We start from the raw sequence: 16,077 nt of genomic DNA on the forward strand, positions 1-16,077 counted from the left end.
ATCGCGCAAAAGCAGAATGAATCCCGTGAGCAAGGGATCGTGATTACATGCCGGAACAATCCTCCAGAATGCAGAACTGGCACCGGCTCTTCAGCCACGGCCATCTTTCACTGATCCACGCTCTGATTATCGGCCTGTCGCTGCTGATGACCTTCGGTGCCTGGTACTATGCCAATGAGCAAACCGAGACCCGCACCGAAAACGCCTTCAACGCCGCGCGCGACCAGGCAGTCGGCCTGATTTCCGCGCGGATGGCGAAATACGAGGATGCGCTCTGGGCCGGTGTTTCTGCCGTGCAATCCCATGGCGGTGACATGAGCTACCAGGAGTGGAAGGAATTTGCGCATTCCCTGCGTGTGGATGAACGCTATCCCGGGATCAATGGCATCGGAATCATTCATCATGTCGACCCCGGCCAATTCGAAAGCTATCTGCAGGCCCGGCGCCGGGAACGGCCAGGGTTTGCCGTTTACCCGGCACATGACAACAGCATCCGCCTGCCCATCTCCTTTATCGAGCCGGAAGACATCAATGCCGCAGCGGTTGGCCTGGATGTCGCGCACGAGGTGAACCGCCGGACGGCGGCCCTGGCCAGCAGCGCAACCGGCCAAGCCCGGATCACCGGCCCGATAGTGCTGGTTCAGGACAAGGGCAGCACCGCAGGTTTCCTGTTTTATGCCCCCTTTTACGCCGGCGGGAACAGCGCCAATCCTGCACTGGGAGAACGGCGCCTGGATGGCATGGTCTACGCACCTTTTGTGGTCCGCAATCTAATGGCCGGCTTGCTGTCAAAAGACCTCAGGAACGTGCGTTTCAGCATCAGTGACGGCGGCGAGACGATTTATGATGAGCATGACCCTGCGGACTCTCAGTTCGACCCTGCCCCCAGGTTCTCCGAGACGGTCGACCTGGAGATCTATGGCCGCACCTGGACACTCGATTTCCGCACCAGCCTTGGCTTCCGGCAAGCGCATTCCTACTCCCAGCCGGTGCTGATCCTGATCGGCGGGCTGGTGATCGAGACTCTGGTGATTTCGCTGCTGTTCCTCATGGCGCGCTCCAGCCAGCGCGCCAGGGCCTATGCTGACCGGGTCACCGCAGACCTGCAGGAAAAAACCGCAAAACTCGAGAAGGCCCACGATGAGCTGGAGCAGTTTGTCTATATCACCTCTCACGACCTGAAGACGCCGGTGCGCGGCATCGGGGCGCTGACGGAAATAATCCAGGAAGACCTGGAGGACTACTTCAACTCTGCTGATGCGGACCCCGATGTGGCCACCAATCTGGCCCTGATCACCGAACGGGTAGCCCGGATGAACAACCTGACCCAGGGGGTGATGGAATACGCGCGAACCGGTGCGCATTCAGCAGAAGACAAGGCGCTCCGCCTGGAGGATGCGGTCGGGGCGCTGCGGTCCGACTTCGGCCTGTCCGAAACCCAGCTGGAGCTGAGCGGCAACGCATCCCGCATCACCACCGATACCTTCAACTTTGTCCGCGTGCTGGAAAACCTGGTTGGAAACGCGGTCAAGTACCACCCCAAACCGGATCACGTGCAGATCTCTGTCACAGTAGAGGACATGGGAAGCCGCTACGACGTCTCGGTCCGGGACAACGGCGTCGGCATCGCCCCGGAGCACCACAGCAGGATCTTCGATGTTTTTCAGACCCTGCGCCGCGCAGGCGAGCCGGAAAGCACCGGCATAGGCCTCGCCATCGTTAAGAAATCTGTGGAACAGCACGGATTTGCGGTGACTGTTCAATCAGAAGTTGGACAGGGCGCCGAATTCCGGTTTAGCTGGCCAAACCTGGGGCGCACAGCCCCGGCTGAACACCAAGACAAAGCCGCCTGACGTGGAGAAAACCGAATGAACATCCTTCTGGTTGAGGACAATGACGTGGATGCGCTCATCCTGGAGCGCACGCTGAAAAAGCAGTCCCCGTCAGCCAGGATCGTGCGGGCCTGCGACGGCCTGGAAGCGCTGGAGATCCTCACCACTGAACGCGCGCGGGACTTGCCGCGCCCCTTCTTCATACTGCTGGACATCAACATGCCCCGCATGAACGGGCATGAGTTTCTTGAGGAACTGCGCGCCAAAGAAGAGATTTCCGGCAACATCGTGTTCATGTTCACCACCTCCGACAACCCCAAGGACATCGCCCGCGCCTACCACCGCAACGTGAGCGGCTACATCGTCAAGCCAAGCTCCTCCGCAGGCACCAAAAAGGTGCTGAGCGCGCTGCAGGACATGTGGGAGATCTGTACCCCGCCCCAATGCGCCACGGCGTGACGCAGAGCCTGCAGCCGCTGCCGCAGCCGGCATGGGCCGGACATGCGGCCACTGCAATCCCGATCAGCGGAACTGCACCTCGCTGATCGCGGTATCCCGGTATCTGGTGCCGTAATAGACGCCCGTCAGCGTGAGGGTGATCCAGGTCACCTGCCCCAGCGGCGGCAGGCGCAGCTCCTGCAGCCCGTCGCGGTCCTCCAGCACCACCTCCTGCCGCACCCCGGCCGAGGTCTCCACGATCAGCGACCGCACCCGGCCGTTCTTCAGAAAGATGTCGCGGCTCTTGCCGTAACCGTTGGCCACCAGCACCCGGCTGACCTGCTGCGGCCCGTCAAAGGCAAACCGCAAAACTTCTCCCTCGCCGTCATCCGCCCGCCCCTCGACCCAGGCGGTGCGGGCATTGCCGTCCGACAGCATCGCGCCTGAATAGGCATTGCGCCCCTGCGGCGCCAGGTGGGAGGACACGCACAGCTCCGCCGGAACCGCGCCGAACCGCCCCCGGTTGCAGGCATAGGCTGGTGTCGCGGGCAGCGGCAGATGCCGCGGCGGCTGCGGCGCCGGCGCTTCCAGCCCCGCCAGCGCCTCCAGCGCCAGCAACACATAGAAATCCTCCGGCCGGTCCCGGTGCGCATCGACAAAGGCCTGCCAGGCCGCCCGCGTGCCAATCCGCTCAGCCAGCTGGTACTTGCGGGCGATATCATCCGCCGGCGCGGCAGTGACGGCCGCAGGCTGCGCCGCCGCCGCGGGCCGGCTGTGGAAATAGAAATCCCCGGTGATCGAGCTGGTCTCCCACGGCACCTGCCGCTCCTGCGTCACCGCCAGCACCTCGCTGCGGGCCGCCTTGAACACCGCCTCGATGGTGCGCCCGCCCCCTGCTGAGATCGCCCCGGCCAGCGCTCTGGTATAGGGGGAGTTGCCGCCGCTGCCGTCCAGCGCCACATCGCCCGGCGCGGTGGCATAGGCAATCAGCGTGCCGCGCGGCGCATCCACCGGCGCCAGCCCCCGCACCGCCGAGCGGGCAGAGCCGGCAAAGGGGTTGTTGCGGCAGGCATCCAGAATGACGATGTTGATGCTGGCATTCGATGAATTCATCACCCGCAGAAAGCTGTTCACATTGACCGCTTCCAGGTCGATCTCATCCTCGCTGGCGATGGCGGCGCTGACCGGCACCAGATAGTTCTCACCGTCCACCTGCACCCCGTGCCCGGCATAATAGAACAGCCCGGCCTCCACCCCCTCGCCGCGCAGCCGCCGCCCGAACCGCAAGAGCGCCTGCTTCATGCCGCCCAGATCCGCGTCCAAGAGCGTGGTCACCTCAAACCCCGCCTCCTCCAGCGCCGCCGCCATCACCCGCGCATCATTGCCGGGATTGGCCAGCGGCGAGGTATGGGCATAGTTCGAATTGCCCACCACCAGCGCAATCCGCTCCCCCGCCCGGGCCGGCGCGATAGCAAGCGCCAGGAGCGCCAGCACCACTCCCGCCGCCGCAGTCCGGAACAGCCAAATCCGATACAGCATCCCGCCTCTTTCCCTGTGGTTTGCAATCAAGGGCTTGCGGGTATCTAGGCAAAGGCGGCGGCAAAATCAATCGGGGGGCTGGCGGGACGGAGCGGGCTTTCGCTGCAAGTGCTCCAAAGGCGGCTTTCGTTCAACCGAGGCCGCGCAATAGCTGCAGAGGGGTAACTATTTTGCAGGCGATCCAACAGGACGATCTGCGTTGCAGGATCATCCACCAACAAACACATCGCCAGAGCCGCTTTCGACGGCCCCGCCGCAATCAATAGCATCGCCAACACGGCCAGCGGGTTTTCCGTTGATGAACACGCTGCCTGATCCAACCGCCAGTACCCTCCCATGCGGTGGATGCTTGGGCTTTGAGTGCGGCGCAAAGGCGTCCCCTTCGCGCAAAGCTAGCTTCCCGTTGATACCGACATCACCACTACCTTCTGTTGCTGGTGTTGGCGGGAACCCATCATGACCAGACCCTGTGTCGCCTTTTCGTCCTGCTGCTGGCATCAAGCGTCGTCCATAATCAGCAAGGTGCTGTCTTCAGTAAAATCTACGCGATACCCCATCAGCCAGAGCTTGGTGGCAGGTTCATCATTGAGTGGATAGTGCAGGAAAGGAGACATAATATATCGAGTAACTTCGGGAACAGTCGTCATCATGTAAACAGCTTCATGCAGCCCCAATCTCCAACGAGGCTTCTTAGAAGACACCCTAATTTCATCATCACCAATTGTATCCATTGCTTCTAGGAACGGTAAGGTTCCAGACTTGAGGTATTGCTTATACTGAGATTTCAAGATTTTCAGAATTGGGTTTTTGCGAATGATAACTGCTTCATCATCGCCAAGTTCACTCAATCGATCAGCCACACAATCTCGATAAAGTTCTGCCAGCGTTATGATTTCAGAATTGATCTCTTTGGGTTTGGACAGAAGGTAGGTCCCGTTAAATGCGGCCTGTTCGCGAAGCCAAATTATCCGCTCAATGAACTCCAAACCGCCCGACAAGTGGGAAAATGCAATCTCGAGGTGTTTGCGCGTCTCAAGCTCTAGCATCAGGCTTTCGAAATGATATCGATCAAAGCGGGAAGGATCGTCGACATAAGACAGCCAATCATCCAATAAAGCCATTATCCATCTCCAACATTCAAAATTGCTTCTCTCAGACCTGCTGGCAACCCGTTCACACCTCCGTCAAGGTAGTGGTTTGCAAAATACCCCATACGCCGCAAAAGGTCTGTTCGTGTTTTGGGGGGTGGTGGTCTGTACAGCTCGTCCAAGGCGTTATGCATAGTTTTAGATCCCGGTCCAGAGCCTTTCCCTCCTCCTTCAGGAGCGTGACGCCAGCGTGTGTGCCCCGCGGCTGTCGGCTGTGGTAGTGGCCCTTGAGCATCTTTCGTCGCTGTAACCCATTGCTGGATTTCTTTCATCGAAAAACCAAGGCGTTTATGAGCGAGTTGTTGGCTTACTTTGAGCCATTCATGCTCTTCGCCTCCTCCGCGAATTCTCCTGTTAATTGTACTCAGGATGTCATCATCCTTAAAAAGCTGTTCCAATTCAGCCGGACTCAAGTCATCCCACCAGGTTTGAAATGCCGCTAAATTCCGCTTGCTACCCGGAACCCTCCCGCCCGGTGCGAGCTCTTCATTTGATCTTGGCGGCTGGCCCTCGCGGGGGTGGCGGAATGCCCCTTCGGCGGGAGCCGCACTTGTGCCATCAGATCCACCAGATGACCCCGGCTCTGGCGCGTCCGTATCCGGGCGCGTGGATCCTTGACCGCCTTCGCCCATGGCGCGGGCCTCGTCCGGGGTGAGGTCCCGGTCCACATGGACGGTGTGCTCATAATCCAGCTTGCGGGTGACCTTGACGTCCAGCGGCATCGGGTTGGAATAAAGGATTCCCGGCTCCACTTTGCGCAGCTCGATCTTGAAATCCCATGTGGCGCGGACTTTGCGCACGGTGCGGCTGCCGAGGCGGACAATCGATATTGCGGCACGGACCGCACTTCTCAGGGCCAGGGCGACCACTGCCGCCACACCGCCGCTGATGGCAATGATTGCAGCGACAATGGCGCCGACAATGGCCTCTTCAGCGGCAAAAACCGCGGCGTCGATCTGAATGCGACCATAAGCCATGAGCCATTGCCCGCGGTCGATCAGCGTCATGGTCTCGTCGTAGTAAGACCTGATTTTGTCCCAGACGCCGTTCCACCACTGGCGGCGGCGCTCAGCGGCAAGATTACGGCGCAGCAGTTCAAATTCGGCCGCACGGCGATAGGCGGCCGCCGCGCGGTCAATATGGGCCTGACCGGCGGGCGACAGATCTCCGCTTGCGAGGTAACCGCTTGTATCCGGTGTACGGGACCCTTCTGCGATTTCAGGTAAGTAGGAACCAGTGTCCGCCGGATGCCCCATTGAAATGCGGTTTACTGCATCAGAGATGAGCAGGGCTTCATCGGGGTCGAAGTTTTCAAAGAGATCGGGCGCATCCCGCAGAGACCGGTATTCCTGCCAGGACTGAGCAGCTTCGGCGTCGAACGGGCCATCTTTAAGCTCAAGGAAGCCGGACAGCGCCTCCATCAAGGCATCACGGGCCCTGGTGACATCAGCATCGCTATCGTTTGGCCCCTTGATGCCGCAAATCAGGCCCATGAACCGGTACTGGGCGAGCACTTCATTCAGGGACGTCTGCGCATAGTCGCCCAATGCTGCAGCTTGCGCATGAAAGCTGGTGTCAGTGACATCCAGCAGCTTGGCTGAATTCGACCGGGGCGGTGATACAGTATCAGTCATCAAGCCACCCAGCCCATCCCATGGAGAAATGCCGGGCCAGCATGTCCTCGGGCATGGTGTCTGTCAGCTTAATCTGATGCGGCCTGCCAATCGGCAGGCTGGGTATGCCAAAATCCAACTGTTCGAAGAGAGATTGCATCTGCGTAATTGCAGAAGTATCTCCATTATGCAGGCTCAGTGATTGCGCAATAAGGCCAGAGACCACCCCCTTTTGCGCCTGGGCGTCAACATCCAAATCGAATGGATCCGTCAGCCGCGAGCCTTCAAACTCCGCAAAAAACTCATCACGTTTCTGGTCCCGAAGTGCTTTGCGGGCACCTTCTTTCCGGGCAAAAAAACCTGTTAGGTAACTCATGACCGGGCCTCAGTTCAGGTCAATCCGGCCAGCCGTGCCCTTGATCGACGAGGACCCGTTTATTTTGATATCCACGCCCTCAAGCAGGATGCTGCCATCCTCATTGAGCTGCAGCATGGATTTCCCGCTCACCAGCTCAATGCGCTTACCGGCAACAACCACTTTGTTCTGACCAACTTCCTCGTAGGCCCCTAGCAGCGTCGATTCATTGCGCACGCCTTGCACAGTGATCTGATAGGCTCCCCCAACGGTTACGGTTTTTGCGGCTCCTACGATTTCGTTGGAGCTGACCATGACGGTCTCTGCCTTATTCTTGGCGACGCCGATGATCAGGTTCCCTTCGCCCATGTTGAGCGCATCCGGCAGGCCCAGCTTGCTGGTCATGTCGCCGATGGCGCTGGTGAACTTCTTGAAAGCTGAGGTCACCGCCGACTGCAGCTTGTTCGGCCCGACCATCAGCGTCATGTTGCCGCCGATCACCTCTTGATGGTTGTTGCCGATCTCGATGGATTTGTTGTTGCCAACGGATTCCGACTGGTTGCGGTCCACCCGTTTGGCGCGGTTGTTCTCGATATGCAGCTCGTGGTCTTTTTCCGCGTGCAGGTAAATCTTCTCGTTGCCGGTGGCGTCCTCGAAGGTCAGCTCGTTGAAACCGCTGCTCTTATGGCTGTCGGTCCGGAACACCGATTTTGTCTTATGCTTCGGCAGCTCATAGGGCGGTTTGTTTTTGCCGTTGTAGACACAGCCGGTGACAATGGGCTTGTCGGGATCTCCGCGCAGGTGTTCGACGATGACCTCCATGCCGATGCGGGGGATGACCATGCCGCCCCAGCCCTGGCTCGCCCAGTTCTGAGATACACGCACCCGCATGGTATGCGCAGCCTCCATATCCCAGTGGAAGCGGCACAGAATGCGGCCGTGCTCGTCGCAGTCGATCTCGCCTTCACCCACCACCACTGCCGTCTCAAGCCCCTGTACGCGCGGGCCGACTGTGCGGCGCTCGGGACGGAAGGGGGCAGTTTCCGGCAGCAGCACGTAAGCCCCGTCATAAGGCGCCTCATCGCCGCTTGCATCACCCGAGCCATAGGCCTGTGCGCGGAAGCGGTGAGTTGCCTTCAGGCAGACAAACGTCTGTCCCGTCGCGCCCGGCAGCTCATCACCTGCCAAGGTCACCCGCCAGCCCGCGCCCAGGGACACCGCGTCGCCCTCGGCATGGTGGCGCAGGGCCTGGCCGCGCTCTTCCTCCAGGCGCCGGTCCGCCACGCCGCGCCCTTCGCCCTGGGTCAGGTAGTCGCCGGGCCAGTCGTAACTCTCGATATCGCTGCTGGGGTGGGCGATCTCGCTGAGCTGCTCGGTCTCCTGCGCGGCATTCGGGATCTTGAAGTTGTATTCGGTCAGCCGCACCGCTCCGGTTGTGATGCGCTGCGCCGGGGACCAGCTGCGGAAATGCTCTTCTTCGTGGCGGTGATAGCCCGCGACACCGTAATAGGGCCGTGAAACGCCCGGCACCTGCGGCAGGCTGAAGGCCGCATCGCTCAGCAGCATCGTGTGCGACCCAGCCTCATGCCGCCAGGACCAGGTGATGCCGTGGCGTTCCAGCTGGCGGCGCACGAAATCCGCGTCCGACTCGCCGTATTGCACGGTGTATTCCAGCACCGGATAGTCCTCGGAGACCTGCACCTCCAAATGCGGGTTTCCCAGCCCCGCATAGGCGCCAAGCACTTCCTCGACGATCTCGATCACGGTTTTGTTGTGAAAGATCCGCATGTTGCGCCTGAGGCCCGCCACATGCAGCCAGGGCCGCAGCAGCAGGTCATAGCGGAACCCGTTCTCGTAAGCGCCGCGCTGGCGCGCCTCGCAGACAATCCCGTCAAAGGCGCGGGAACCTTTTCCGTGATCGATTTCGATAGTGGCATGAGTGCCCAGAAGCGCGGTCAGATCCAGCCCGCCCTGCGCCGACAGCGCCTCAACGCGCCATTCAAAATCCCCCGACAGCTCTTCGCTGCCATCCATGCGCAACAGCACCAGACTGTCCGCGCCAAGCACGGTCGACAGGCGGCCCTGCCGGTCCTGCTGAGAAAAATGCGTGTTCATAAATCCACCAAACAACCAATACGTGCGGTGTTAACGTGTTTCCCGGCGGGTTTGCAAGACGCCAGCGCCCTGGAATGGCCGCTTCCGACAGTGGTTTGAATTTGGCCGGGGCGCAGCAGTCATCATGGGCGTTGCAAGCGGCGGAAGGACAAAGGCTGACATTCATGGCGCATGCAGCATTAGGCAATGTGAGTTCGAAGCGGTCGAAAGCCGCGTCCGATGCGTTAGGTTTCTTTCCGAACGGGGCAATAGTCACAACGCCCCCCTTCCCCCTCACTTCCGCTCCGTCCCATCGGCATTCCGGCCCATGGCGATGTAGCGCGCCTGCAGGCTCAGCCGCAGGATGGTGTTGTCCTTGTCATGGGCCTGGATGTAGCCCGCCATCAGCGCCATCCAGTAGGTCCGCAGCACGGAGTTGATGCGGCGGCTGTAATTCGGGCCCAGCTTGCGGAACCATTTCACCATGTCCGCGTCCAGCCGGATCGTCACCCGTGTCTTGGGCTTGCTGATCCGCTCCCAGCTGTCCATGCCGTCCCATTCGGTCGGCAGGCTCTTGTCCAGCCAGTCCCGGCGCAAGGATTGCTGCAGCTCATCAAGCTCCAGCTGCATCTCATTGTCATAGTATCGCTTGCTGGGCATCGCTCTCTCCCGTGGCGGCGGCGGTTTCGGCGCGGGGCGGCACTCCCGCGCTGATCCCACCCTGCCCCGATCCGGTTAATTCCGCGCCAGCGGTGCGTACGGTGCTTGCGCAACACCTCCGGACAGGCCTCTGCCCCGCCATCCGGCACCGGGGGGTGCACAGGGGGTGTACGGGGGGTGCACGCATGTCACCCACGCTTTTTCAAGCTGGTTTTGCCTGCCGCAGAATTCGGGCCAGCAGCTCATTCTTGCGGAAGGGTTTGGCCAGGAAGTCATTCATCCCGGCGGCCAGGCAGGCCTCGACATCGCTGGGCTGGGCATTGGCAGTCAGGGCGACGATGGGGCATTCCCGCAGGCCTTCCTCCCGTTCATGCGCGCGGATCCGGCGGGTGGCGTCCAGCCCGCCCAGAACCGGCATCGACAGGTCCATCAGGATCAGGTCCGCGCCTTCAGCGGTGAAAACCTCCAGCGCAGTCAAACCATTAGCGGCAAAGCGCAAATCGGCGCCGGTAGATTTCAGCATTTTCCGGACCAGCAGCTGGTTGGTCCTGTTGTCCTCCGCCACCAGGATGCGCATCCCGTTCAGCGCCTCCGGCGGCAGCTCCGGCACCGCCATGCCGGGCGGGGCGGCCAGCGCCCGCCTGCTGTCCTGAAACTGCGCCATCTCCGTGCTGCCCGAAGCCTGTTCACCCAGCCGCGGCAAGTTCAGGCAAACCGTGAACACCGATCCCTCGCCAGGCACAGAGGACGCCGTGACCGAGCCCCCCATCCGTTCCGCCAGCGCACGGGTAATGGCCAGCCCCAGCCCTGTGCCTTCGATCACGCGGGCCGCTTGCCGGTCCACCTGCTCAAAGGCAGAAAAGATCCATTTCATCTGCGCGGGCTCAATCCCGATGCCGGAATCGGAGACTTGAATACACAGGGGCAGCGCTGAGGCTGCGGGGGCATAGGCGACGCTGACGGTGACATGGCCGTCTTCGGTGAACTTGATCGCGTTGCCCAGAAGGTTCATCAGGATCTGGCGGATCTTGCTGGCGTCGCCGACAAATTCATGCGGCACGTCTTCGGGATACTCGATGCGCAGATCAATCCCCTTGTAGGCGGCCCTGGCCCACAGGAGGGTTCCCACGTCCTGAACCACGTCCCGCAGCGAAAACGGCGCATCGTGCAGGGAGATCTTGTCAGCCTGGATCTTGGAGAAATCGAGCACGTCGTTGATCACAGTCAGCAGGGCCGTCGCGGAATTGAAGATCGTATCGGCAAACAGCTGCTGCTGTTCGTCCAGGTCGGTTTCTTTCAGCAGCTCGCACATGCCGATGATGCCATTCATCGGCGTCCGGATCTCATGGCTCATGTTGGCGAGAAACCGTTCCTTGGCCTGGCTGGCCTCCTCGGCCTTATCCAGGGCCATCCGGGTCAGCTCCAGCGCCTCGTCGCGCTCCCGCTCAGTCGTGATGTCCGTCGAAGACCCGACAAGATAGGTCATGCGCCCGTCCGCGCCGAACACGGGACGAAGCGTGGTGCTGAGGTATTTCTCCTTGTTCTGGGTCGGGAGGACGATGTCGTAGGTTGCCTCCCTGCCGCTGCTGATGACGGCCAGATGGTGGTTCAAAGCGCGGCGTCCAGTTGCCCCGCCGTAAAGTTCGAGTGCGGTCTTGCCCGCAAAATCGCTGTGCTCGAACTTGGTGAACTCCCGCGACTTGGTGTTCATGTGCACGTAGCGCGGCAGCCCGTCTTCGCCCACCTTCAGGACAATCACCGCAATCTCGACTGCGTCTAGAACGCCGAAATGATCTGAAAATTCATCGTGCTGCACGTATCGTTCCTGAGACGGGAGAGCTTTTGAAATCCTGTAACACACAGTTGCAGCGCAATTGTTACAGGAAAAGCGTTAGCAATTTACAGGCAAAACATTCGATGTCACTGCGGAATGCACGTCCAACGAGGCCCTGGGCCTCCGTTTTTCTTGCCTCTTTCGCGGTTTGTGGATACAGCCACCCGCATGTTGGACACCGCTGCAAACCGCCCCGAACTGCCCGCCGAAATTGCGCGGCGCCGGACCTTTGCGATCATCTCGCACCCGGACGCCGGCAAGACCACGCTGACTGAAAAGTTCCTGCTGTACGGCGGTGCGATTCAGATGGCCGGCCAGGTGCGCGCTAAGGGCGAGGCACGTCGCACGCGCTCGGACTTCATGCAGATGGAGAAGGACCGCGGGATCTCTGTCTCGGCGTCCGCGATGTCCTTTGATTTCAGCGGTTTCCGCTTCAACCTGGTGGACACGCCGGGCCACTCGGACTTTTCCGAGGACACCTACCGCACGCTGACGGCGGTGGATGCGGCGGTGATGGTGATCGACGGCGCCAAGGGCGTGGAAAGCCAGACCCAGAAGCTGTTCGAGGTCTGCCGCCTGCGTGACCTGCCGATCCTGACCTTCTGTAACAAGATGGACCGCGAAAGCCGCGACACCTTTGAGATCATCGACGAGATCCAGGAAATGCTGGCGATCGACGTGACCCCGGCCAGCTGGCCCATCGGTGTCGGCCGCGATTTCATCGGCTGCTATGACATGCTGCGCGACCGGCTGGAACTGATGGACCGCGCCGACCGCAACAAGGTGGCGGAAAGCATCGCGATTGAGGGCCTGGACGACCCCAAGCTGGCCGAGCATGTGCCTGCGCATCTGCTGGACAAACTGCTGGAAGAGGTCGAGATGGCGCGCGAACTGCTGCCCGCCCTGGACCCGCAATCGGTGCTTGAAGGCCACATGACTCCGATCTGGTTCGGCTCTGCCATCAACTCCTTTGGCGTGAAGGAGCTGATGGACGGCATCGGCAAATACGGCCCCGAGCCGCAGCCCCAGTCAGCCGAGCCGCGCCAGGTTGCACCGGAGGAGAAGAAGGTTGCGGGCTTTGTGTTCAAGGTTCAGGCCAACATGGACCCCAAGCACCGCGACCGGGTGGCCTTTGTCCGGATGGCCTCAGGCCACTTCAAGCGCGGCATGAAGCTGACCCATGTGCGCACCAAGAAACCGATGGCGGTATCCAACCCGGTGCTGTTCCTGGCCTCTGACCGGGAGCTGGCCGAAGAAGCCTGGGCCGGAGATATTATCGGCATCCCGAACCACGGTCAGCTGCGCATCGGCGACACGCTGACCGAGGGCGAGGCGATCCGGGTGACCGGCATCCCGTCGTTTGCCCCGGAGCTGCTGCAAACCGTGCGAGCTGGCGATCCGATGAAAGCCAAGCACTTGGAAAAGGCGCTGATGCAGTTCGCCGAGGAAGGTGCTGCCAAGGTATTCAAACCCTCGATCGGCTCCGGCTTCATCGTCGGCGTGGTGGGCCAGCTGCAGTTCGAAGTTCTGGCCAGCCGGATCGAGATGGAATACGGCCTGCCGGTGCGGTTCGAGGCAAGCCAGTTCACCTCCGCCCGCTGGGTCAGCGGCGACAAGGCAGCGGTGGATAAGTTCATCAATGCCAACAAGCAGCACATCGCCCATGACCACGACGGCGACATCGTCTATCTGACCCGCCTGCAATGGGACATCGACCGGGTGGTGCGGGATTACCCGGATTTGAACCTGACCGCGACCAAGGAAATGATGGTCTGAGAGAACGCCCGGGAACCCCGGGCGTTTTTCTTTGCTAGGCTTGCGCTTTTGCCTTCCGGAGGAAATGGTTGTGAAAAACGGCAAGGCAAGAGGCAGGCAATGGCGGATCAGGGTGTCAAATGGGGCATCGTCAGCACCATAAAGGCGGACGCCGAAACAATTTTGAACTTTTCCGCGTACCATTTGGACCTGGGCGCACACCGGCTGCACGTCTACCTGGATGAACCGAATCCCGAGGCCTATGCACAGCTGAAACAGCACCCCAAAGTGCGGGTCACGGTGTGCGACGGCAGCTATTGGCAGAAACGCTGCGGCTACCGGCCTGCCAAACACCAAATGCGCCAGATACAGAATTCCGCCCATGCCTATCAGCGGATTCAGACTGATTGGATTGCCCATATCGACGTGGACGAGTTTCTATGGCCCGCTAAGGACTTAGGGCAAATCCTCGCCGCCCTGCCCTCCAGCATTTTAAGCGCCAAGATACGCCCGATTGAAGCGCTGTCGGGACATGACGGCCAATTCAAGGCGATGATCCCAAGGGGACCGGACCGTGAGACAGAGGTGCGCACCGTCTACCCGGCCTTCGGAGGGTTCTTGAGGGGCGGTTTCCTCAGCCACACAGCCGGCAAGATCATTGCCAGGACGGGCGTGCCGCAGGCGGAGGTGCGCATTCACAATATGTATTTAGCAGGCAAAAGGATCAAAGCGTCCACCGCTCTGGAAGAAGTCGACCTTTGCCATTGCCATGCTCTGAGCTGGGAACAGTGGCAAACCACCTACCAGTACCGTTTGCAGCGCGGCTCATACCGGCCCGGATTGAAGCCAGGGTATTCGCGGCTTTTTGGCGGATTGAACTCACATGAGCTTCTGTCGCTGATCGAAGAAGAGCACGGCCAAGACGGCCTGCGCAGCTTCTTTGATGAGGTCAGCGCCCGGGATCCTGAGGTTTACCGCAAGCTGCAGGAACGCGGGCTGGTGCGGAATCGCCCGCTCGCCCTGACCGAGAAACGGCAAAAACACTTCCCCGGTTTTGGATGAATTGTTTCCAATTTGCCGATCCCGGCGACGAAAACCCTGCAAAACCCGGCATTAATTGACCTGCGCATGGGATTTTGCTATGCCCCGCCACGAGCCGGCAGCTGCCACACCGCATGACCTTTTGCGGAGCCGGCTGCAACACACACGCGCGGGCCAGGTCAGTGTCCGCAATGACGGATGCATATGACAAAATTCACCGATCTGAACCTTAATCCCAAGGTCCTCAAAGCTATTGAGGAAGCCGGGTACGAAACCCCAACCCCGATTCAGGCAGGGGCCATCCCTCCGGCGCTGGAGGGGCGTGATGTTCTGGGAATCGCCCAGACCGGCACCGGCAAGACCGCGTCGTTCACGCTGCCGATGATCACGCTTCTGGCCCGCGGCCGTGCCCGCGCCCGGATGCCGCGCAGCCTGGTGCTGTGCCCGACCCGCGAGCTGGCCGCCCAGGTGGCGGAGAACTTCGACACCTATGCCAAGCATGTGAAGCTCACCAAGGCGCTGCTGATTGGCGGGGTCTCCTTCAAGGAGCAGGATGCGCTGATCGACAAAGGCGTCGACGTGCTGATCGCCACCCCGGGCCGCCTGCTGGATCATTTCGAACGCGGCAAGCTGCTGCTCACCGGCGTGCAGATCATGGTGGTGGACGAGGCCGACCGGATGCTCGACATGGGCTTTATCCCGGATATCGAGCGCATCTTCTCGCTGACGCCGTTTACCCGCCAGACGCTGTTCTTCTCCGCCACCATGGCACCGGAGATCGAACGGATCACCAACACCTTCCTGTCCGGCCCTGCCCGCATCGAAGTGGCCCGCCAGGCCACCGCGTCAGAAACCATCGAACAGGCTGTGGTGCAGTTCAAGGCGTCGCGCCGCGACCGCGAGGGCAGCGAGAAACGCAAGGTACTGCGCGCGCTGATCGATGCTGAGGGCGACAAGCTGACCAACGGCATCATCTTCTGCAACCGCAAGACGGACGTGGATATCTGCGCGAAATCGCTCAAGAAATACGGCTATGACGCGGCTGCCATCCACGGCGACCTGGATCAGAGCCAGCGCACCAAGACGTTGGATGCCTTCCGCGAGGGATCCTTGCGCATTCTGGTCGCCTCAGACGTGGCCGCACGCGGGCTGGACGTGCCAAGCGTCAGCCATGTGTTCAACTTTGACGTTCCGGGCCATGCCGAGGACTACGTCCACCGCATCGGCCGCACCGGCCGTGCCGGGCGCGAAGGCAAGGCGATCACCATCTGCATCCCGCGCGACGACAAGGCCCTGGCGGCTGTCGAGGGCCTGATACAGAAGGAAATCCCGCGGCTGGAGAACCCGGTCAAGCCGGAACCCAAGACGGAAAAATCTGCCCGGTCCGCAAAAGCAGACAAGGCAGACAAGGCAGACACGGATACCCGCGAGAGCCGCAAGGCCGAGAGCCGCGAGCGCCGCAGGGATGAGAAGCCTGCACAGAAACAGGAGCGGTCATCGGGCCGCGGCGGCAAGCACGGTAAGCGCGACGACAAGGCTGTGGTCGGCATGGGTGACCACCTGCCGAGCTTCATCGCGCTCAGCTTTGCCGAGCGCCGCGCCAGCTGATCCCTGCAGATTCCGTATTTTTAAGAGGCCGCCCTCCCCGGGGCGGCCTTTTTTTGTGGTATCCAGGCCTGCCTGCGATGCACATGCAGCATGGCCACCTTTGCGCTTGCAGCATAGCGGGTCTTCGATCTTGGCCGGCGTAATTCGGCGCAATGCGGCG

At 60.9% G+C, this 16,077-nt stretch carries 13 protein-coding genes; 5 read left to right on the top strand and 8 right to left on the bottom strand.

Annotated features, from left to right (window positions below):
• Window positions 1-47: 47 nt before the first annotated feature.
• Entirely contained in the window at window positions 48-1,853 is a 1,806-nt protein-coding gene (locus RA26_RS02190) for a CHASE domain-containing protein (RefSeq protein ID WP_039179118.1), read from the top strand.
• Window positions 1,854-1,868: 15 nt separating this feature from the next.
• Window positions 1,869-2,291, top strand: a complete 423-nt coding sequence (locus tag RA26_RS02195; RefSeq protein WP_039179122.1) for a response regulator — start codon at window positions 1,869-1,871, stop codon at window positions 2,289-2,291.
• 63 nt (window positions 2,292-2,354) lie between these two features.
• Here RA26_RS02195 and RA26_RS22005 read toward each other — a convergent pair whose 3' ends face one another.
• The 8 genes from RA26_RS22005 to RA26_RS02235 all read right to left on the bottom strand — a co-directional run bounded on the left by RA26_RS22005 (window position 2,355) and on the right by RA26_RS02235 (window position 11,495).
• Entirely contained in the window at window positions 2,355-3,809 is a 1,455-nt protein-coding gene (locus RA26_RS22005) for a caspase family protein (protein ID WP_052272281.1), read from the bottom strand.
• Between the two features lie 207 nt (window positions 3,810-4,016).
• Window positions 4,017-4,307 (bottom strand): PAAR domain-containing protein, encoded by a 291-nt coding sequence (locus RA26_RS22300; protein ID WP_039179125.1) that lies wholly within the window; start codon window positions 4,305-4,307, stop codon window positions 4,017-4,019.
• A complete protein-coding gene (locus RA26_RS02210; RefSeq protein WP_039179127.1) occupies window positions 4,307-4,930 on the bottom strand; it encodes a hypothetical protein in 624 nt (207 codons plus the stop codon). Before RA26_RS02210 ends, RA26_RS22300 begins: the two co-directional genes overlap by 1 nt.
• Complete coding sequence (locus tag RA26_RS02215) at window positions 4,930-6,591, bottom strand: hypothetical protein (protein ID WP_152612547.1); 1,662 nt, start codon at window positions 6,589-6,591, stop codon at window positions 4,930-4,932. Before RA26_RS02215 ends, RA26_RS02210 begins: the two co-directional genes overlap by 1 nt.
• Window positions 6,584-6,946 (bottom strand): hypothetical protein, encoded by a 363-nt coding sequence (locus RA26_RS02220; protein ID WP_039179132.1) that lies wholly within the window; start codon window positions 6,944-6,946, stop codon window positions 6,584-6,586. The genes RA26_RS02215 and RA26_RS02220 overlap by 8 nt, the downstream gene beginning before the upstream one ends.
• 9 nt (window positions 6,947-6,955) lie before the next feature.
• Entirely contained in the window at window positions 6,956-9,040 is a 2,085-nt protein-coding gene (locus tag RA26_RS02225; protein ID WP_052272296.1) for a type VI secretion system Vgr family protein, read from the bottom strand.
• Between the two features lie 273 nt (window positions 9,041-9,313).
• Complete coding sequence (locus tag RA26_RS22015) at window positions 9,314-9,679, bottom strand: BrnA antitoxin family protein (protein ID WP_052272283.1); 366 nt, start codon at window positions 9,677-9,679, stop codon at window positions 9,314-9,316.
• A gap of 202 nt (window positions 9,680-9,881) precedes the next feature.
• Window positions 9,882-11,495 carry a response regulator gene (locus RA26_RS02235; RefSeq protein ID WP_039179136.1) on the bottom strand — a complete coding sequence of 538 codons (1,614 nt, stop codon included), beginning with the start codon at window positions 11,493-11,495 and terminating at the stop codon, window positions 9,882-9,884.
• A gap of 186 nt (window positions 11,496-11,681) precedes the next feature.
• On the opposite strand from RA26_RS02235, the gene RA26_RS02240 reads away from it, so the two are divergent.
• The 3 genes from RA26_RS02240 to RA26_RS02250 all read left to right on the top strand — a co-directional run bounded on the left by RA26_RS02240 (window position 11,682) and on the right by RA26_RS02250 (window position 15,917).
• Entirely contained in the window at window positions 11,682-13,289 is a 1,608-nt protein-coding gene (locus RA26_RS02240) for a peptide chain release factor 3 (protein WP_039179140.1), read from the top strand.
• A 99-nt stretch (window positions 13,290-13,388) separates the two neighbouring features.
• A complete protein-coding gene (locus tag RA26_RS02245) occupies window positions 13,389-14,330 on the top strand; it encodes a glycosyltransferase family 2 protein (RefSeq protein ID WP_039179143.1) in 942 nt (313 codons plus the stop codon).
• Between the two features lie 183 nt (window positions 14,331-14,513).
• The gene (locus tag RA26_RS02250; protein WP_039179973.1) at window positions 14,514-15,917 is read left to right on the top strand and encodes a DEAD/DEAH box helicase; all 1,404 of its coding nucleotides are present in this window, start codon (window positions 14,514-14,516) and stop codon (window positions 15,915-15,917) included.
• Window positions 15,918-16,077: the final 160 nt, after the last annotated feature.

Source organism: Leisingera sp. ANG-M7 (assembly GCF_000813965.1).
In the GTDB taxonomy this organism is placed as follows: domain Bacteria; phylum Pseudomonadota; class Alphaproteobacteria; order Rhodobacterales; family Rhodobacteraceae; genus Leisingera.